The following is a 19,695-nucleotide window of genomic DNA, read 5'->3' on the forward strand; positions in this document are numbered from 1 at the left end:
GAGTGACTGGATGAAAATCATCATCCTCGGTGCGGGACAGGTCGGCGGTTCGCTGGCTGAACATCTGGCCAGCGAGGCCAATGACATCACGGTGGTCGACACTGACGGCGACCGTCTGCGCGATCTTGGCGATCGCCTCGACATCCGCACCGTGCAGGGCCGAGGCTCGCTGCCGAACATTCTGCGTCAGGCCGGTGCCGACGACGCCGACATGCTGGTCGCGGTGACCAACAGCGACGAAACCAACATGGTTGCCTGCCAGGTCGCTCACACCCTGTTCCACACTCCGACCAAGATTGCCCGGGTGCGCGAAGCGTCTTATCTGACCCGCGAGGAGCAACTGTTCCAGAACGAGGCGATTCCGGTCGATGTGCTGATCAGTCCCGAGCAGGTGGTCACCAACTACATCAAGCGTCTGATCCAGCATCCCGGCGCCTTGCAGGTGATCGATTTCGCCGAAGGCCAGGCACAACTGGTCGCGGTGCGCGCCTACTACGGCGGGCCGCTCGTAGGCCAGCAGCTGCGCCAGTTACGCGAACACATGCCGAATGTGGAAACACGGGTGGCCGCGATTTTCCGCCGCGATCGACCGATTCTTCCCCAGGGCGACACGGTGATCGAGGCCGACGACGAAGTCTTCTTCATTGCCGCCCGTGCGAACATTCGCGCGGTGATGAGCGAAATGCGCCGGCTAGACGAAAGCTACAAGCGCATCGTCATCGCCGGTGGCGGGCAGATCGGCGAGCGGCTGGCCGAGGCCATCGAAAGCCGCTATCAGGTGAAGATCATCGAGATGAATCCGGCGCGCTGTCGTTATCTCTCCGACACCCTCGACAGCACCGTGGTGTTGCAGGGCAGCGCGTCGGATCGCGACCTGCTGCTGGAAGAGAACATCGCCGACGCCGACATCTTCCTCGCCCTGACCAACGATGATGAAGCCAACATCATGTCGTCGCTGCTGGCCAAGCGTCTGGGCGCGAAGAAGGTGATGACGATCATCAACAACCCGGCCTACGTCGACCTGATCCAGGGCGGTGACATCGACATCGCCATCAGCCCGCAACTGGCAACCATCGGCACCTTGCTGGCGCATGTGCGGCGCGGCGATATCGTCAGCGTGCACTCATTGCGCCGTGGCGCGGCGGAAGCCATCGAAGCGGTGGCCCACGGAGATTCGAAGTCGAGCAAGGTCATCGGCAAGGCCATCGAAAACATTGCGCTGCCGCCGGGAACTACCATTGGCGCGATCATCCGCGATGAAGAAGTGATCATCGCCCATGGCGACACGGTGATTGCCGCCGGCGACCATGTGATTCTGTTCCTTGTGGATAAAAAGCATATTCGCGATGTGGAGAAGCTGTTCCACGTGGGCCTGAGTTTCTTCTGATCGACCTAGAGGCGAAACCGATGATCGAATCCCTGGAAAAAATGCTCGCCAAGGGTGTGGATAACTCGCTGCTGCGCTTCGGCTTGGGCAAGGGTTATCTGGATCTGGGGGACAACGCCAAAGCGGCCGAACATTTCCAGCGTTGTGTCGGCTTCGATCCGAAGTATTCGGCGGCGTGGAAACTGCTGGGCAAGGCGCAACTGGCGCTGGGTGATCTGGCGGCTGCTCGCCAGGCGTGGGAGCAGGGGCTGGAAGCGGCCCGGGCCCATGGCGACAAGCAGGCCGAAAAGGAAATGACGGTGTTTCTGAAGAAGCTCGAACGGCAGAAGCCGTAACGGCTGTGGATAACCCGCTTTGTCAGGTTATCCACAATTGCACATCGCCGATCAGTACCAACGCGCCTCGCCCGGCGGACGCTTCTTGAAGCGTTTCATGCTCCACATGTACTGGCTCGGATAAGCGGCCACATAACGCTCGACTACCTGACTCATTGCCGCGCAGGACGTTTCGGTGTCGGTGCTGTACATGGCTTCCGGCGCCGCTTCGAGGATCACCTTGTAGCCGGAACCGTCCGGCAGACGCAGGGCGTGCAGGAATACGCCGACGGCCTTGCCACCGGCGAGCATGTTCGGTACGAACTTGCTGGTCAGGGCCTGAGTGGCGAAGAACGGCACGAAGATCCCGGCGGATTCCGCCGGTTCCGGATCCGCGGGAATCCCCACCTGGCCGCCCTTGCGCACTTCCTTGATGACACTGAGGATGCCTTCCTTGGTCGACGCCGCCACGCGGTTGCCCAATTGCACCCGCTGCTTGCGCAGCAATTCATCCACAGCCTTGAGCTTTGGTGGTCGGTAGAAAATTATCGGTTTGCACTGGCTGCAATAGAAGTGGTTGAGCACTTCCCAGTTGCCCAGGTGACTGGTGATGCCAACCACGCCCTTGCCCGAGGCCAGCGCGTCTTTCAGCACTTCAAGGCCTTCGACTTCGCGTACCAGGTCGATGGAGCGCTGGGCCGGCCAGATCCAGGCGCAGGCGCTTTCGGTCAGAGACTTGCCGATGTCCTTGAGGCTCTGGCCGACCAGACGCTCGCGTTCGGCCGGGTCCATCTGTGGAAAACATTTGGCCAGGTTGATCCGCACCACATCGCGGGAGCGGTTGGGGGTTTTCCACATGATCCAGCCGATCGCCGAACCCACGGCCTGTACGGCCCGCCAAGGAAGCAGGGCAAACAGCCGCAGAGCGCCAACCAGCATGGCGCCTTTAAACTTTTCCACAGGTCACTCCTGATCTTGTGCTGTGCGCGAGGCGGCCATTCTAACGCCGTTGGCGAGCTGCGCGTAGCGGTCGCAGTCCTGAGTGTGATCCATGACCATGCCCGAGGCCTGCATCAGCGCGTAGCAGATGGTCGGGCCGACGAAGGTGAAACCGGCTTTTTTCAGACCTTTGCTCATGGCCACGGCCTGCGGGGTGATGGCCGGGACTTCGCTGCGATCCTTGAAATGATTGATCACCGGGCGGTTATCCACAAACGACCAGAGAAACGCCACCGGATCTTCCAGCGCCAGCCAGGCCTGGGCGTTGCGCCGGGCCGCGTTGAGCTTGAGGCGGTTGCGGATGATTCCCGGATCGAGCATCAATTCATCGATTTCCGCGTCGCTCATTTGCGCCACGCGCTGTACGTCGAAGCCGAACAACACCTCGCGATATCGCTCGCGCTTGCGCAGCACGGTGATCCACGACAGCCCGGCCTGGAACCCTTCGAGCAAAAGCAACTCGAACAAACCCTGCGCATCGCGTAGCGGCGTACCCCACTCCTGATCGTGGTAAGCCATGTACAGCGGATCTTCGTTGCACCAAAAGCAGCGTGGCATAAGGCTCCAGGGGGTGGAGGTGCGACTGAATCGGGTATACTCCCGCTCTTTAAATCGCAGCCCAAGAAACAGGTGAATTTCGTGAGCCAGCCTACGCCAGCCGTGCGTACCTTCCAAGACTTGATCCTCGCGCTCCAGCAGTACTGGGCCGAGCAAGGTTGTGTGGTACTTCAGCCCTACGATATGGAAGTAGGCGCCGGCACTTTCCACACCGCGACATTCCTGCGCGCCATCGGCCCGGAAACCTGGAACGCCGCTTACGTGCAGCCAAGCCGCCGTCCGACTGACGGCCGTTACGGCGAAAACCCGAACCGTCTGCAGCACTACTACCAGTTCCAGGTGGTCCTGAAGCCGAACCCGGACAACTTCCAGGAACTGTACCTGGGCTCCCTCAAGCATGTCGGCCTGGACCCGCTGGTCCACGACATCCGCTTCGTCGAAGACAACTGGGAATCGCCGACCCTCGGCGCCTGGGGTCTGGGCTGGGAAGTCTGGCTGAACGGCATGGAAGTGACTCAGTTCACCTACTTCCAGCAAGCGGGCGGCATCGAGTGCTACCCGGTGACCGGCGAGATCACCTACGGTCTCGAACGTCTGGCCATGTACCTGCAAGGCGTGGATTCGGTCTACGACCTGGTCTGGGCTGACGGTCCGTTCGGCAAAGTGACCTACGGCGACGTGTTCCACCAGAACGAAGTGGAGCAGTCCACCTACAACTTCGAACACGCCAACGTCGACAAACTGTTCGAACTGTTCGACTTCTATGAAAGCGAAGCCAAGCGCCTGATCGAACTCGACCAGCCGCTGCCGTTGCCAAGCTACGAAATGGTCCTGAAGGCCTCGCACACCTTCAATCTGCTGGATGCGCGCCGGGCGATCTCGGTGACTGCGCGTCAGCAATACATTCTGCGCGTTCGCACCCTGGCGCGTTCCGTCGCCCAAGCCTACCTGCTGGCCCGCGCCAAGCTGGGCTTCCCGATGGCAACCCCGGACCTGCGTGACGAAGTACTGGCCAAGCTGGAGGCTGCACAATGAGTGCTCAAGATTTTCTGGTTGAACTGGGCACCGAAGAACTGCCACCCAAAGCCCTGAACACCCTGGCCGAAGCGTTCCTGGCCGGTATCGACAAGGGCCTGCAGGCTGCCGGCCTGAATTACGAGAGCAAAACCGTTTACGCCGCGCCGCGTCGCCTGGCTGTGCTGATCACTGCGCTGGCCACCCAGCAGCCGGACCGCAGCATCAACCTCGACGGCCCGCCACGTCAGGCTGCGTTCGATGCAGAAGGCAATCCGACTCAAGCGGCACTGGGTTTTGCCAAGAAGTGCGGCGTCGAGTTGAGCGAAATCGACCAGAGCGGTCCGAAACTGCGCTACAGCCAGAACATCGCCGGCAAGCCGACTGCAAGTCTGCTGCCGACCATCGTCGAAGACTCGCTGAACGACCTGCCGATCCCGAAACGCATGCGTTGGGGTGCGCGCAAGGAAGAGTTCGTGCGTCCGACCCAGTGGCTGGTGATGCTGCTCGGCGATCAGGTCATCGACTGCACGATCCTCGCGCAGAAGGCTGGCCGTGAATCCCGTGGCCACCGTTTCCACCACCCGCAAAGCGTGCGCATCGGTTCGCCTTCGAGCTACCTGGCCGACCTGCGTGCCGCCTACGTGCTGGCCGATGCCAACGAGCGTCGCGAAATCATCAGCAAGCGCACCGAAGAACTGGCGACCCGTCAGGAAGGCACCGCGATCGTGCCTCCTGCGTTGCTCGACGAAGTGACCGCGCTGGTCGAGTGGCCGGTGCCGCTGGTGTGCTCGTTCGAGGAACGCTTCCTCGACGTGCCGCAGGAAGCGCTGATCACCACCATGCAGGACAACCAGAAGTACTTCTGCCTGCTGGATGCCGACGGCAAGTTGCTGCCACGTTTCATCACTGTGGCCAACATCGAATCCAAAGACCCGCAGCAGATCATCGCCGGTAACGAGAAGGTGGTTCGCCCACGCCTGACCGACGCCGAGTTCTTCTTCAAGCAGGACAAGAAGCAGAAGCTCGAAGCGTTCAACGATCGCCTGCAGAACGTGGTGTTCCAGGAGAAACTCGGCAGCGTCTACGACAAGGCCGAGCGCGTGTCGAAACTGGCCGCGTACATCGCCGCACGCATCGGCGGCAACGCTTCGTGGGCTGCCCGTGCAGGCCTGCTGTCGAAGTGCGACCTGGCCACCGAAATGGTCGGCGAGTTCCCGGAGATGCAAGGTGTCGCCGGTTACTACTACGCCCTCAATGACGGCGAGCCGGAAGACGTCGCCCTGGCGCTGAACGAGCAGTACATGCCGCGCGGTGCCGGCGCTGAACTGCCTGCCACCCTGACCGGTGCGGCCGTGGCCATCGCCGACAAGCTCGACACCCTGGTCGGCATCTTCGGCATCGGCATGCTGCCGACCGGGAGCAAAGACCCGTATGCCCTGCGCCGTGCGGCATTGGGCGTGCTGCGGATCCTGATCGAGAAACAACTGGATCTGGACCTGAACGACGCCGTGGCGTTCGCCGTGAATGCCTTCGGTGCCAAGGTCAAGGCTGCCGGCCTGAACGACGCGGTGCTGGAGTTCATCTTCGACCGTCTGCGTGCGCGTTACGAAGACGAAGGCGTGGATGTCGCCACCTACCTGTCGGTGCGTGCCCTGAAGCCGGGTTCGGCGCTGGACTTCGACCAGCGTGTGCAAGCGGTTCAGGCCTTCCGCAAACTGCCGGAAGCGGCAGCGCTGGCGGCGGTGAACAAGCGCGTATCGAACCTGTTGAGCAAGGTGGAAGGCTCGGTGCCGACCGAAGTCCAGGCCAAATACTTCGACAACGCCAACGAGTTCTCGCTGTACTCGGCGATCCAGCAAGCGGACCAGGCTGTACAGCCAATGGCTGCGGCGCGTCAGTACAACGAATCGCTGGCACGTCTGGCTGCACTGCGCGAGCCGGTGGATGCGTTCTTCGACGCGGTGATGGTCAATGCCGACGACGCCAATGTGCGGGCCAACCGTTACGCGCTGCTGGCGCGTCTGCGGGGCCTGTTCCTGGGCGTTGCCGACATTTCGCTGCTGGGTTGAGGGATTGCTGTTGAAACTGCTGATTCTCGATCGGGACGGAGTGATCAATTACGACTCCGACGCTTACATCAAGTCGGTGGAAGAGTGGATTCCGCTGCCCGGCTCGATCGAAGCGATTGCGCAGTTGAGCAAGGCCGGCTGGACGGTGGCGGTCGCCACCAACCAGTCGGGCATTGCTCGCGGCTACTACGACCTCGCCACCCTCGATGCCATGCACGCGCGTCTGCGCGAACTGGTGGCGGAGCAGGGCGGAGAAGTCGGGTTGATCGTGTATTGCCCGCATGGGCCGGACGAGGGTTGCGACTGCCGCAAGCCGAAACCGGGGATGTTGAGAACCATCGCGCAGCATTACAACGTCGCGCTGACGAATGTCTGGTTCGTCGGCGACAGCCTTGGTGACCTGGAGGCCGCCAAAGCCGTCGATTCACAGCCCGTTTTGGTAAAGACCGGGAAAGGCGAAAAGACTCAGGCCAAGACCTTGCCGGTGGGCACCCTGATTTTTGACGATCTCGCGGCAATTGCCGCAGAACTTATCCACAACTAGAGTGCTTCTGAAGTTCCTGACCAGGGATTGATCGGGAGTGCGCTTGAACAGTCGGGCATTGCCCGTAACGGTAAACGTCGCCATGTCGATACTGCAGGCCATCAGAATCTTCCTCTTTTACCTGCTGCTGGGTACCACCGCTCTGCTGTGGTGCAGCCTGAGCTTTTTTATCGCGCCCTTTCTGCCGTTCAAGGCGCGCTATCGTTTCATCAACGTGTACTGGTGCCGTTGCGCCTTGTGGTTGACCAAGGTGTTCCTCGGTATCAGTTACGAAGTCAAAGGCGCGGAAAACGTGCCTGACCGGCCCTGCGTGATTCAATCGAACCACCAGAGCACCTGGGAGACGTTCTTTCTCTCCGCTTATTTCTCGCCCTTGAGCCAGGTGCTCAAGCGCGAATTGCTGTACGTGCCGTTCTTCGGCTGGGCCATGGCCATGCTGCGACCGATCGCGATTGACCGCGACAACCCGAAAGCCGCCCTCAAGCAGGTGGCGGCGAAAGGTGACGAGCTGCTCAAGGACAATGTCTGGGTGCTGATCTTCCCTGAAGGCACTCGCGTTCCCCACGGCACCATCGGCAAGTTCTCCCGCAGTGGCAGCGCATTGGCGGTGAATGCGGGGCTTCCGGTACTGCCGATTGCACACAATGCCGGCAAGTTCTGGCCGAAAATCGGTTGGGGTAAAAAGCAGGGTGTGATTACCGTGGTCATCGGTGAGCCGATGTACGCCGAGGGTAGTGGCCCGCGCGCCATCGCCGATCTGAATGACCGGGTGCAGGCGTGGAACGAGAAAACACAACGAGAAATGGGCTCGCTGCCTCCGGCCCCTCAGGCACCGGCTGCGAACGATCAGATCGCTGTCTGAGATTTGTGGATAACCTGTGTACGGTTTGTTCGCAAAATCCCGAATTATCGAATTAACTTACTGATTTACTTATATATTTCCGAAGCTGATAAAACACCGTAAAAGGTGCATAAGTTTTTTTCGGAAGTAAGGAAACCGGCTGATATAGCCGGTTTTTTTATGCCTGCTCTTCAGGAATCAGTGGCAGTTCCAGACGGAACGTCGTGCCTTGATCGACCACACTCAGGCATTCGATCCGACCGCCGTGGTGATCGACCACGGCTTTGACCATCGACAGTCCAAGCCCCACGCCATCGATACCCTGCGCAGAGGAAAACCGCCGGTACTGGCTGAACAGGTCAGGCAGTTCTTCTGCAGCGATGCCTTTGCCTTGATCGGACAGTTCACAACGCAGCCAGTCGTTGTCGCAACTGACACGCAGATTCACTGTGGATCCAGCCGGGCTGTACTTGATCGCATTTTCCAGCAGGTTGAACAGGGCGCGGGTCAACAAGCCTTGATCGGCCAAAATCAGACGCTCCTGTGATTGTTCGTCCATGTCGCTCAAGAGCTCGATGCGTTTTTGCTGAGCGATGGGCAACGCCTGATCCAGAACGTCCATGACCAGCATCCCGAACAGGCTCGGTTGAAACTGGTACGCCTCGGATTCCGCACGGGCCAGCAGAACGAAGCCGTCGGTGAGTTCCAGCGCCCGGCGTACCTGGCGCTCAATCTGTTCGAACAGTGGCGAATCCGTTCCCGCCTGATGTCGGTGCACATCGAGCAGGGCAAGAATCGCCGAATGGGGCGCGCGCAGGTCATGGGACAGGAAGCGCAGCAACACACCGCGCTGTTCCTCGGCGGCGCGTTCGGCGCTGAGGTCAGTGAGACTCAGGAGCCAGCCGATCGGCAGGTCGCCATCAACCGGCAACAATGCGGCGCGTTCCAGGCGCAGGCTACGTTCCTTGTGGTCACGAAACTCCAGCAGAGGCAGCTCGGACAGCGGCGGGTGTGGCTCTGTGGATAACTCCGGATAGCCCAGGCCCGCCAGTTGATCGAGCACATCCTCGCCCACCAGATTGTGATCGAACAGGCTCCGGGCCTTGCGATTGCCCAACAAGACTTGCCCCCGTGGATCGCTGATCAGGGTCGCGACCGGCAGATACTCCAGCCCGTCGGCGATGAATCGGCGGGTATCGCGAGTGCGGCTCATGGCTTGCTCAAGCGCCATGATCTGCCCCTGCAAGCGGTCGGCGCTGGGAAACTGCGCCCGACGCCGTTCGGGAAAGACTTTCGGTTCACTGTCCAGCCGCGCCAGCTCCCAGCCGAAGTAGGTCAGCACCACACTCAGGCGTCGCCAGTTCCAGATCAGATAGCCGAACAGCATGCCCAGCACCGCAGGCGTGGGTGACCACCAACGCCGCATTTCAGCCAGGCCTGCACTGGTCAGCAGCACACAGGCCATCCCGCCCAAAGTCAGCCAGAGCGCCAGGGGCGGGCGCCACAGCAGCAACCCAAGTACGCACGCGACCAAGGCAACTGAAAGTCCCGCGCCCATCAACGGAGCCGGATCATGCAAATTGATCTGCGCACGCCAGGAAAGCAGTGCAGTCAGCGGCAACAGCACTAGACTTATCCACACCCACTCGCGCACCAGTTGCCGGAACAAACGCTGAACCTGGCTGGGTACGCGGCTTTCGTGTCGGCGGTGGTTATTCATGGGAAACAGGGCAGGGCGGGTTGAATGGTTTCATAGGCGGCCGGTCTGAGGACGTAGACCCGAAGAATCATAGCGGCTCACCCCACGGCGTGCCGCTTACTTTCACTGCATGGAGTGAGCCGATCCGGTCGGCACCCATTGCCCGAGCGACAAGGAATCACCGCGTATGCGCGTTGCGATACTGGACGATGAACCCGCCGAACTGCGCCGGGTCGAGCAGACCCTGCAACAAATGGCCGAGGTCGGGGGGCAGCCCTGGTCACTGCACAGCTTCGAAAGCGGTGAAGTCCTGCTGCGACAGTTGCGCCGGGAAACCTTCGACCTGCTGATCCTCGACTGGCAATTGCCCGACCTCACCGGCCTGGCGCTGCTGCGCTGGACCCGCGAACACATGGAAGCACCACCGGCGGCCATCATGCTCACCAGCCGCGATGGCGAGAGCGATATCGTTCAGGCGCTGAATGCGGGAGCCGACGATTATGTCAGCAAGCCGTTTCGGCCCAATGAACTGAAGGCCCGCGTGGCGGCGGTATTGCGCCGGCACAACCTGCAACGCAGCACCCCGGCCGACGTCCTGCGTTTCAACGATCTGGTGTTCGACGACGCCGAACTGACCGTCACCCGCGATGGAAAACCGATCGTCATGACCGAGCGCGAGTATCGTCTCGCCCATTGCCTGTTCAGCAACCTCGGCCGACCACTGTCACGGGATTACCTGTACGAACGATTCTGGCCCCACGAAGAGATGTCCACCTCGCGACCGCTGGACACGCATATCTATCGCCTGCGCAACAAGCTCGGGCTGACGGCGGATCGGGGTTGGCAGTTGCTGACGATTTATGGGTATGGGTATCGGTTGGAGAGTGTGGCAGCGGGGGAGTGAATCGCAGGCAATAAAAAAGGCCAACGCTGGTGCGTTGGCCTTTTCGTTGGTGCTGACCGGGATCAGAAATCCAGGTTGGACACCGCCAGAGCATTGCTCTCGATGAAGTCACGGCGAGGTTCGACCGCATCACCCATCAGGGTGTTGAAGATCTGGTCTGCGCCAATGGCGTCTTCGATGGTGACTTTCAGCATGCGGCGCACGCTTGGGTCCATGGTGGTTTCCCAAAGCTGATCCGGGTTCATTTCACCCAGACCTTTGTATCGCTGGATGGTGTGGCGCTTGGTGCTTTCGGCCATCAGCCAGTCCAGGGCCTCCTTGAACTCGGTGACCGCTTTCTTGCGCTCGCCACGCTGGATGTACGCGCCTTCGTCGAGCAGGGTGCTCAGTTGAGCGCCGAGGGTGACGACGGTCTTGTAGTCGTTGCTGCCGAAGAAATCGCGGTTGAAGGTGACGTAGTTCGACAGGCCGTGGGAGATCAGTTCGACCTCTGGCAGCCACACGCCACGCTCGCGGTCTTCACGCAGGCTGGCCTTGTAGACCAGGCCCGACTTCTCGACGGTGCGCAGACGGACTTCGTACTGGGCCAGCCAGTCCTGCATCTTCGCGTGGTCGCCGAGCATTTCCAGGCTGACGGCCGGCAGATAGATGAAGTGCTCGGTCAGCTCCTGCGGGTACAGGCGCGACAGACGCTTGAGGGTCTTCATCACCATGCGGAAGTCGTTCACCAGACGTTCCAGCGCTTCACCGGAAATACCCGGGGCGTCTTCGTTCAGGTGCAGGCTCGCATCTTCCAGGGCCGACTGCGTCATGTACTCTTCCATGGCGTCGTCGTCTTTGATGTATTGCTCTTGCTTGCCTTTCTTGACCTTGTACAGCGGCGGCTGGGCGATGTAGATGTAGCCGCGCTCAATCAGCTCCGGCAACTGACGGAAGAAGAAGGTCAGCAGCAGGGTACGGATGTGCGAACCGTCGACGTCAGCATCGGTCATGATGATGATGTTGTGATAGCGCAGCTTGTCGATGTTGTACTCTTCGCGACCGATACCGCAGCCCAGCGCGGTAATCAGGGTGCCCACTTCCTGGGACGAGATCATCTTGTCGAAACGAGCTTTCTCGACGTTGAGGATCTTGCCCTTCAGCGGCAGGATGGCCTGGGTCTTCCGGTTGCGTCCCTGCTTGGCAGAGCCGCCCGCGGAGTCACCTTCCACAAGGTACAGTTCGGACAGCGCCGGGTCTTTTTCCTGGCAGTCAGCGAGCTTGCCCGGCAGGCCGGCGATGTCCAGCGCGCCTTTGCGGCGGGTCATCTCACGAGCCTTGCGCGCGGCTTCACGGGCACGGGCGGCGTCGATCATCTTGCCGACAACCAGTTTGGCTTCGTTCGGGTTTTCCAGCAGGAAGTCGGAGAAGTACTTGCCCATTTCCTGTTCGACCGCGGTCTTCACTTCGGAAGACACCAGCTTGTCTTTGGTCTGGGAGCTGAACTTAGGATCCGGCACCTTTACCGAGATGATCGCGGTCAGGCCTTCACGGGCATCGTCACCGGTGGTGGCGACTTTGTGCTTCTTCGCCAGACCTTCCTGCTCAATGTAGTTGTTCAGGTTACGCGTCAGTGCGGAACGGAAGCCCACCAGGTGGGTACCGCCGTCGCGCTGTGGAATGTTGTTGGTGAAGCACAAGAGGTTCTCGTTGAAGCTGTCGTTCCACTGCAGGGCGATTTCCACGCCGATGCCGTCTTCACGCTGGATGTTGAAGTGGAACACCTGGTTGACCGCAGTCTTGTTGGTGTTCAGGTATTCAACGAACGCACGCAGGCCGCCTTCGTATTTGAACAGCTCTTCCTTGCCGCTGCGTTCGTCCTTGAGGACGATACCGACACCAGAGTTGAGGAAGGACAGTTCACGAATGCGCTTGGCCAGGATGTCCCAGCTGAAATGAATATTCTTGAAGGTTTCGCTGGAAGCCTTGAAGTGAATCTGGGTGCCGGTGGTTTCGCTGTCGCCAACGATCGCCATCGGTGCCTGAGGTACGCCGTGGACGTAGGTCTGTTCCCAGATCTTGCCGCTGCGGCGAACGGTCAGGACCAGTTCTTCGGACAGCGCGTTCACAACCGAAACACCTACACCGTGCAGACCGCCGGATACCTTGTAGGAGTTGTCGTCGAACTTACCGCCGGCGTGGAGGACAGTCATGATGACCTCGGCGGCGGAAACGCCTTCCTCTTTGTGCACGTCTACCGGGATGCCACGGCCGTTGTCTTTAACGGTGATGGACTCATCCGGGTGGATGATGATGCTGATGTCGTCGCAATGGCCGGCGAGGGCTTCGTCGATCGAGTTGTCGACCACCTCGAACACCATGTGGTGCAGACCGCTGCCATCGTCGGTGTCACCAATGTACATACCGGGACGTTTGCGCACGGCATCCAGGCCTTTCAGCACTTTAATGCTCGATGAGTCGTACGTATTTTCTTCGCTCAATGCCTTCACTCCCGATGGTCGTGGGTCTGGGTGATACGGCCCTGTTCCACGTGGAACAGAGCGACTGGCGTTTCCGTCTGCCAGCCTTCCCTCAATAATTCGTGATCTACACAGGTGATAAAAACCTGGCAGCGTAAGTCTTCCAGCAAGCGGCACAGCGCGCGACGGTGGCTCTCGTCCAGTTCGGACGGCAAGTCATCCACCAGATAAATACACTGGCCGCGTCGGGCCTGGCTCACCAGATGCCCCTGGGCAATCCGCAACGCACAGACCACCAACTTCTGCTGACCCCGGGACAAGATGTCCGCGGCGTTGTGTGCGCCCAATCTAAGACGCAAGTCAGCCCGTTGTGGACCGGCCTGGGTATGACCCATTTGCTGGTCCCGTTGCACGGATCCGGCAAGTACGGCGCTCAATTCCCGGTCTTTGTCCCAGCCCCGGTAATAGCTGAGCGTCAAACCTTCGAGCTCAACCAGTTCGCTCAAGGTTTGTTCAAAGACTGGTTTCAAGGCTTTGATGTAAGCGCGGCGGTATTCATCGATTTCAGCGCTGGCCTGGCACAGTTCCCTGTCCCAAACCGCTTGCGAAACGGCGTCAAGTGTACCATGCCGCAGCCAGGAGTTTCTCTGGCGCAAGGCCTTCTGCAAACGCTGCCAGGTGGCCATGAACCGTGGCTCGACGTGGAATACGCCCCAATCGAGGAACTGCCGGCGAATCTTCGGCGCACCCTCCAGCAGGCGAAAGCTGTCGGGGTTGATCAACTGCAGCGGCAGAATCTCCGCCAGTTGCGCAGCACTGCGTGCATTCTGACCGTCAATGCGAATCTGGAACTCGCCCTGACGATCGCGAGATATCCCCAATGCACTATGGCCACCCTCGGCAAGTTCAACCTGACCGAATACGGTGCAGGCGAGTTGCTCATACTGGATGACCGGCAACAGCCGCGTGCTACGAAACGAACGGGCAAGCCCCAGCAGGTGAATGGCTTCCAGAACACTGGTTTTGCCGCTGCCGTTGGCGCCGTAAAGAATGTTGATTCGGGGGGAGGGGGAGAAGGTCACCGGGTGCAGATTGCGCACCGCGGTGACCGAAACGCGACTTAACGACATCCAGAGTCAGCTGATTACAGACGCATCGGCATGACAACGTAAGCCGAATCGTCGTTGTCGGACTCTTGCACCAGCGCACTGCTGTTGGAGTCGGACAGGATCAGACGAACCTGCTCGGTGGTCATCACGCCCAGCACGTCGAGCAGATAGCTGACGTTGAAGCCGATTTCCAGAGAGCCGCCGTTGTATTCCACGCCTACTTCTTCTTCCGCTTCTTCCTGCTCCGGGTTGTTGGCCTGGATCTTCAACTGACCGCTGGCCAGTTGCAGACGGATACCGCGGTACTTCTCGTTGGACAGAATCGCGGTACGGCTGAACGCTTCACGCAGCGCCTGACGATCGCCCAGTACCAACTTGTCGCCGCCTTTCGGCAGAACACGCTCGTAGTCCGGGAACTTGCCGTCGACCAGCTTGGAGGTGAAGGTGAATTCGCCGGTGGTCGCGCGGATGTGGTGCTGGCCCAGCACGATGCTGACATTGCCATCAGGCTCGGTGAGCAGACGTGCCAGTTCGAGAATACCTTTACGAGGCACAATCACCTGATGGCGATCCTGCTGGCCGATGTCGGCCTGCATCGAGCACATGGCCAGACGGTGACCGTCGGTGGCCACGGCACGGATCACACCGGTCGACACTTCCAGCAACATGCCGTTGAGGTAATAACGCACGTCTTGCTGGGCCATGGCGAAACTGGTGCGTTCGATCAGACGACGCAGCTTGCTCTGTTCCAGGCTGGTGGTCAGCGAACCCGGGCCTTCTTCCACAGTCGGGAAGTCGTTGGCCGGCAGGGTCGACAGGGTGAAACGGCTACGGCCGGCTTTCACCACCAGCTTCTGCTCGTCGACCTTGATGTCGATCAGCGCATCGTTTGGCAGGCTCTTGCAGATGTCCATCAGCTTGCGCGCAGGCACGGTGATGGAACCCGTTTCAGCCGGCTCCTCGAGTTGCACGCGACCGACCAGCTCGACTTCCAGGTCGGTACCGGTCAGCGACAGTTGCTGGCCATCGACAACCAGCAGCACGTTGGACAGTACCGGCAAGGTCTGTCGGCGCTCGACGACGCCTGCGACCAGTTGCAGGGGTTTCAACAGGGCTTCGCGTTGAATGGTGAAATGCATGGTCTAGTCCCTTGCCTTAATAAGCTGCGCTGGTGTTCATCAAGTGGTCAGTGTACGCAGCAGGTTCTTGTAGTCCTCGCGGATGTCCGCGTCGGATTCCTTAAGTTCATTGATCTTGCGGCAGGCGTGCAACACGGTCGTGTGGTCGCGACCGCCAAACACATCGCCGATTTCCGGCAGGCTGTGGTTGGTCAGTTCCTTGGACAATGCCATGGCCACCTGACGCGGACGAGCGACCGAACGCGAACGGCGCTTGGACAGCAAGTCGGAGATCTTGATCTTGTAGTACTCGGCGACGGTGCGCTGAATGTTATCCACAGAGACCAGTTTGTCCTGCAGCGCCAACAGGTCTTTCAGGGATTCGCGAATCAACTCGATGGTGATGTCGCGGCCCATGAAGTGCGAGTGGGCGATCACGCGTTTCAGCGCGCCTTCCAGCTCACGGACGTTGGAGCGAATGCGCTGGGCAATGAAGAACGCCGCATCGTGTGGCAACTCGACTTTGGCCTGGTCGGCCTTCTTCATCAAGATGGCGACGCGGGTTTCCAGCTCCGGCGGCTCGACGGCAACCGTCAGGCCCCAGCCGAAGCGGGATTTGAGGCGCTCTTCAAGGCCTTCGATTTCTTTCGGGTAGCGATCACTGGTGAGGATGACCTGCTGGCCACCTTCAAGCAGGGCGTTGAAGGTGTGGAAAAACTCTTCCTGGGAACGTTCCTTGCGGGCGAAGAACTGAATGTCGTCGATCAACAGGGCGTCCACCGAACGGTAGAAACGCTTGAACTCGTTGATCGCGTTCAGCTGCAGCGCCTTGACCATGTCGGCCACGAAACGCTCGGAATGCAGGTATACAACCTTGGCATTCGGGTTCTTCTTTAATAGATGGTTGCCCACCGCGTGCATCAAGTGCGTCTTACCCAGACCCACGCCACCATAAAGGAAGAGCGGGTTGTAGCCGTGCTTGGGATTGTCTGCCACTTGCCAGGCCGCCGCACGGGCGAGCTGGTTGGATTTACCTTCGACGAAGTTTTCGAAGGTGAAGGTGCGATTCAGGTAGCTGGTGTGTTTGAGCGCGCCTTCGACTTGCACGGTGCGCTGTTCGGCGCGAACCGGGGCTTGTTGCGAAGCGGCACCGGCCATCGGATCGAAGCTGTCGCGGGACGGCTCTTCACTGATTTCTTCGGTTTTCTGCGTCGAACGCTTGGTCGGTGCAGGCGTGGGAGCTGGCGCTGGCGCGCTTGCCGGCGCGGCATTGGTCTGAGCCTGGGACACTTGCGCAGCGGCCAATGGCGCATTCGGTGCGGCACGCGGTGCCGAACTGCGTTTGCTGCCTATTAATAAGGAAAGCGACGGTGCCAGACCGTTGCCATGCTCATCCAGCAGTTCAAGGACGCGCCCCAGGTACTTTTCGTTGACCCAGTCCAGAACAAAACGGTTCGGTGCGTAGACGCGCAACTCGTCGCCTTCGGCTTCGACCTGTAGTGGACGGATCCAGGTGTTGAATTGTTGGGCAGGCAGCTCTTCGCGCAAAAGCTCCACGCACTGCTGCCAAAGTTCCACTGACACGGATATCCCCTAAGTTGAAAGCCGGTGAGGCAAAAACAAGCGGCCATTGTAGCGGCCAGTCGTCCACTTATCCACATGCAGGTTGCCCGGTGGACATGATTTATCAATGCGTTAAACGAGAAAAAGGCGACCGACGGTGTGTGCATAAGCTCTGTGGATAACCCTATCTGAGCACACTGGACAACTGGGGGCGAAACTCGGTGGATAACCATCCTGTGGATAACCACCCATTCCACACACAGGTTATCCGACAGCACAGCACAGGCTGAACACGGTTTTCCACTGTAGTTGTCATTCTCTGTACATCGCTTGAAACAAGGCCTTGAGCCAGTTATCCACAGACAGTGGTGTTCCTAGCTTTTACAAGCTTTACAGAAAAGCTTTAAATAATTCCCTTCTTTATTTTTATCTCTGGCAAACCGAGTAATCAGGTCCTGACAGCTCCGAAGATCTATTTATAAGGAAACGTTGGTTGGAAATTGACCTATTGGCTTGCTTTCTCTAGAATCCCCGGTCTCTTAAAACGGGGGCCATTCCGGCCCGTTGTGGACGAACCAGGTAACACGACATGAAACGTACTTTCCAACCAAGCACTATCAAACGCGCTCGTACCCACGGTTTCCGTGCTCGCATGGCTACCAAGAACGGTCGTGCCGTACTGTCGCGTCGTCGCGCCAAAGGCCGCGCACGTCTGGCAGTTTGATAATCCGGCACTGGAGGTGAGTCAGGACTTCAGTCGGGAAAAGCGTCTGCTTACTCCCCGGCATTTCAAGGCAGTCTTTGACTCCCCTACCGGCAAGGTTCCGGGGAAAAATCTCCTGCTCCTTGCGCGCAACAACGATCTCGATCACCCCCGTCTCGGACTGGTTATCGGGAAAAAGAGTGTAAAACTCTCCGTCGAGCGCAATCGCCTCAAACGTCTGATGCGCGAATCGTTTCGCCTGCACCAGGATTCACTGGTCGGCTGGGACATCGTTATCGTCGCGCGCAAAGGTTTGGGTGACGTAGAAAACCCCGAATTGATTCAGCATTTCGGCAAACTCTGGAAACGTCTGGCACGCAACAAGCCGGCACCAGCAGTCAAAACCGAAACTGTAGGGGTAGACAGTCCAGATGCGTAAACTGGCACTCGTTCCGATCCAGTTTTATCGCTACGCTATTAGTCCCCTGATGGCCAGTCACTGTCGTTTCTACCCCAGTTGTTCTTGCTACGCGTATGAAGCCATCGAAAATCATGGCCTTCTGCGCGGTGGCTGGCTGACCTTTCGTCGTTTAGGTCGCTGTCATCCGTGGAATCCCGGTGGTTATGACCCGGTTCCACCTATCCCTACCTCCCGTTCTTCTTCGATGGCCGAGTAATCATGGATATCAAACGCACGATCCTGATCGTCGCCCTGGCAATCGTGTCCTATGTCATGGTCCTTAAATGGAACCAGGACTATGGCCAGGCTGCCCTGCCGACTCAGAATGTTGCTTCCAGTACGACTACATCCGGTTTGCCGGACACCGCCACTGGCAATAATGCTGCTGCCAGTGACGATATTCCGCGCGCCGCAAGTGATACCAGCGCACCTGCCGAAACGCCGGTCGCCGTCAGCAAGGATCTGATCCAGATCAAGACCGACGTGCTCGATCTCGCGATCGATCCACAAGGCGGTGATGTTGCCCAGCTGACCTTGCCGCTGTATCCACGTCGTCAGGATCGTCCGGACGTTCCGTTCCAGCTGTTCGACAACGGTGGTGAACGTACTTATCTGGCACAGAGCGGTCTGATTGGCACCAACGGTCCGGATGCAAACCCGGCCGGTCGTCCGATCTACTCCTCGGAGAAGAAGACTTATCAACTGGCTGACGGTCAGGACCAACTGGTCGTCGACCTGAAATTCAGCAAGGACGGCGTCAATTACATCAAGCGTTTCACTCTGAAACGTGGCCTGTATGACGTGACCGTGACCTATCTGATCGACAACCAGAGCGCTCAGCCCTGGTCCGGTTCGATGTTCGCCCAGCTGAAACGCGATGCCAGCGCCGATCCTTCGTCCACAACTGCAACCGGTACCGCGACGTACCTGGGCGCCGCCCTGTGGACAAGTTCCGAGCCGTACAAGAAAGTGTCCATGAAGGACATGGACAAAGCTCAGCTCAAGGAAACCGTCACCGGTGGTTGGGTAGCCTGGCTGCAACACTACTTCGTGACTGCATGGGTTGCTCCGAAGGGCGAAAACAACATCGTCCAGACCCGTAAAGACAGCAAAGGCAACTACATCATCGGTTACACCGGTCCTTCGCTGACCGCTGCACCGGGTGCGAAAGTCGAGACCAGCGCTGTTCTTTACGCCGGTCCGAAAAGCCAGGCGGTGCTGAAAGAGTTGTCCCCAGGTCTGGAACTGACTGTCGACTACGGCATTCTGTGGTTCATTGCCCAGCCAATCTTCTGGCTGCTGCAACATATCCACAGCATCGTCGGCAACTGGGGCTGGTCGATCATCTTCCTGACCATGCTGATCAAAGGGATTTTCTTCCCTCTGTCGGCCGCCAGCTACAAGTCGATGGCCCGCATGCGCGCCGTGGCTCCGAAACTGGCTGCACTGAAAGAGCAACATGGCGATGACCGGCAGAAAATGTCGCAAGCCATGATGGAGCTGTACAAGAAAGAGAAGATCAATCCGCTGGGTGGCTGCTTGCCGATCCTGGTGCAGATGCCGGTTTTCCTTTCCCTGTACTGGGTTCTGCTGGAAAGCGTGGAAATGCGCCAGGCGCCGTTCATGCTGTGGATTACCGACCTGTCGATCAAGGATCCGTTCTTCATCCTGCCGATCATCATGGGCGCGACCATGTTCATCCAGCAGCGTCTGAACCCAACACCTCCGGATCCGATGCAGGCCAAGGTGATGAAAATGATGCCAATCATCTTCACCTTCTTCTTCCTGTGGTTCCCGGCGGGTCTGGTGCTGTACTGGGTTGTGAACAACTGCCTGTCGATTGCCCAACAGTGGTACATCACGCGTAAGATCGAAGCGGCGACGAAAAAAGCCGAGGCGTAACTTACTCTGTGGATAACACCACTCAAAACGCCCCCTAGTGGGGCGTTTT

Annotated in this window: 18 protein-coding genes; 11 read left to right on the forward strand and 7 right to left on the reverse strand. The window is 59.2% G+C overall.

Going from position 1 to position 19,695, the window contains the following annotated elements; all coding sequences use genetic code 11:
• Positions 1-10 precede the first annotated feature (10 nt).
• Positions 11-1,387: a Trk system potassium transporter TrkA gene (trkA, locus tag CAF80_RS10125; protein ID WP_085667299.1), complete on the forward strand. Its 1,377-nt coding sequence runs from the start codon at positions 11-13 to the stop codon at positions 1,385-1,387.
• A 20-nt stretch (positions 1,388-1,407) separates the two neighbouring features.
• A complete protein-coding gene (locus tag CAF80_RS10130; RefSeq protein ID WP_039764940.1) occupies positions 1,408-1,722 on the forward strand; it encodes a tetratricopeptide repeat protein in 315 nt (104 codons plus the stop codon).
• 51 nt (positions 1,723-1,773) lie between these two features.
• Here CAF80_RS10130 and CAF80_RS10135 read toward each other — a convergent pair whose 3' ends face one another.
• The gene (locus CAF80_RS10135; protein ID WP_064592406.1) at positions 1,774-2,661 is read right to left on the reverse strand and encodes a lysophospholipid acyltransferase; all 888 of its coding nucleotides are present in this window, start codon (positions 2,659-2,661) and stop codon (positions 1,774-1,776) included.
• A 3-nt stretch (positions 2,662-2,664) separates the two neighbouring features.
• Positions 2,665-3,258, reverse strand: a complete 594-nt coding sequence (tag, locus tag CAF80_RS10140; protein ID WP_085667300.1) for a DNA-3-methyladenine glycosylase I — start codon at positions 3,256-3,258, stop codon at positions 2,665-2,667.
• An 81-nt stretch (positions 3,259-3,339) separates the two neighbouring features.
• Here tag and glyQ point away from each other — a divergent pair, with 81 nt between their 5' ends.
• From glyQ to CAF80_RS10160, 4 genes are all read left to right on the forward strand, one after another.
• A complete protein-coding gene (glyQ, locus tag CAF80_RS10145) occupies positions 3,340-4,293 on the forward strand; it encodes a glycine--tRNA ligase subunit alpha (protein WP_003187265.1) in 954 nt (317 codons plus the stop codon).
• Entirely contained in the window at positions 4,290-6,344 is a 2,055-nt protein-coding gene (gene glyS / locus CAF80_RS10150) for a glycine--tRNA ligase subunit beta (RefSeq protein ID WP_064592404.1), read from the forward strand. Before glyQ ends, glyS begins: the two co-directional genes overlap by 4 nt.
• 4 nt (positions 6,345-6,348) lie before the next feature.
• Positions 6,349-6,888, forward strand: coding sequence for a D-glycero-beta-D-manno-heptose 1,7-bisphosphate 7-phosphatase (gene gmhB, locus CAF80_RS10155; RefSeq protein WP_170928282.1), 540 nt, complete (start codon positions 6,349-6,351; stop codon positions 6,886-6,888).
• 82 nt (positions 6,889-6,970) lie between these two features.
• Positions 6,971-7,750, forward strand: a complete 780-nt coding sequence (locus CAF80_RS10160) for a 1-acyl-sn-glycerol-3-phosphate acyltransferase (RefSeq protein ID WP_085667302.1) — start codon at positions 6,971-6,973, stop codon at positions 7,748-7,750.
• 157 nt (positions 7,751-7,907) lie between these two features.
• Here CAF80_RS10160 and CAF80_RS10165 read toward each other — a convergent pair whose 3' ends face one another.
• On the reverse strand, positions 7,908-9,449 hold the full coding sequence (locus CAF80_RS10165) for a HAMP domain-containing sensor histidine kinase (RefSeq protein ID WP_085667303.1): 1,542 nt from the start codon (positions 9,447-9,449) through the stop codon (positions 7,908-7,910).
• 166 nt (positions 9,450-9,615) lie between these two features.
• Here CAF80_RS10165 and CAF80_RS10170 point away from each other — a divergent pair, with 166 nt between their 5' ends.
• Positions 9,616-10,332, forward strand: coding sequence for a response regulator transcription factor (locus tag CAF80_RS10170; RefSeq protein WP_085667304.1), 717 nt, complete (start codon positions 9,616-9,618; stop codon positions 10,330-10,332).
• A 62-nt stretch (positions 10,333-10,394) separates the two neighbouring features.
• On the opposite strand, the gene gyrB is transcribed toward CAF80_RS10170, so the two are convergent.
• From gyrB to dnaA, 4 genes are read right to left on the reverse strand one after another with little or no spacing between them, the layout of a single operon-like run.
• Positions 10,395-12,812, reverse strand: a complete 2,418-nt coding sequence (gyrB, locus tag CAF80_RS10175; RefSeq protein ID WP_011331734.1) for a DNA topoisomerase (ATP-hydrolyzing) subunit B — start codon at positions 12,810-12,812, stop codon at positions 10,395-10,397.
• A gap of 5 nt (positions 12,813-12,817) precedes the next feature.
• Positions 12,818-13,921: a DNA replication/repair protein RecF gene (recF, locus tag CAF80_RS10180; RefSeq protein ID WP_003220208.1), complete on the reverse strand. Its 1,104-nt coding sequence runs from the start codon at positions 13,919-13,921 to the stop codon at positions 12,818-12,820.
• 14 nt (positions 13,922-13,935) lie between these two features.
• Positions 13,936-15,039 carry a DNA polymerase III subunit beta gene (gene dnaN / locus CAF80_RS10185; protein WP_011331733.1) on the reverse strand — a complete coding sequence of 368 codons (1,104 nt, stop codon included), beginning with the start codon at positions 15,037-15,039 and terminating at the stop codon, positions 13,936-13,938.
• Between the two features lie 39 nt (positions 15,040-15,078).
• Positions 15,079-16,602, reverse strand: a complete 1,524-nt coding sequence (dnaA, locus tag CAF80_RS10190; protein ID WP_039764962.1) for a chromosomal replication initiator protein DnaA — start codon at positions 16,600-16,602, stop codon at positions 15,079-15,081.
• Between the two features lie 568 nt (positions 16,603-17,170).
• Between dnaA and rpmH the strand changes: the two genes are divergently transcribed.
• Genes rpmH through yidC form a run of 4 tightly spaced genes read left to right on the forward strand, consistent with a single transcriptional unit; the run spans position 17,171 to position 19,646 of the window.
• The gene (gene rpmH, locus CAF80_RS10195) at positions 17,171-17,305 is read left to right on the forward strand and encodes a 50S ribosomal protein L34 (protein ID WP_003213577.1); all 135 of its coding nucleotides are present in this window, start codon (positions 17,171-17,173) and stop codon (positions 17,303-17,305) included.
• Between the two features lie 16 nt (positions 17,306-17,321).
• Positions 17,322-17,723 carry a ribonuclease P protein component gene (gene rnpA, locus CAF80_RS10200; RefSeq protein ID WP_039765426.1) on the forward strand — a complete coding sequence of 134 codons (402 nt, stop codon included), beginning with the start codon at positions 17,322-17,324 and terminating at the stop codon, positions 17,721-17,723.
• Positions 17,716-17,961, forward strand: a complete 246-nt coding sequence (gene yidD, locus CAF80_RS10205) for a membrane protein insertion efficiency factor YidD (protein WP_010465488.1) — start codon at positions 17,716-17,718, stop codon at positions 17,959-17,961. The genes rnpA and yidD overlap by 8 nt, the downstream gene beginning before the upstream one ends.
• A 2-nt stretch (positions 17,962-17,963) precedes the next feature.
• Positions 17,964-19,646, forward strand: coding sequence for a membrane protein insertase YidC (gene yidC / locus CAF80_RS10210; RefSeq protein WP_074689782.1), 1,683 nt, complete (start codon positions 17,964-17,966; stop codon positions 19,644-19,646).
• Positions 19,647-19,695 lie beyond the last annotated feature (49 nt).

This window comes from Pseudomonas sp. B34(2017) (assembly GCF_002112915.1).
Lineage (GTDB): Bacteria > Pseudomonadota > Gammaproteobacteria > Pseudomonadales > Pseudomonadaceae > Aquipseudomonas > Aquipseudomonas pharyngis.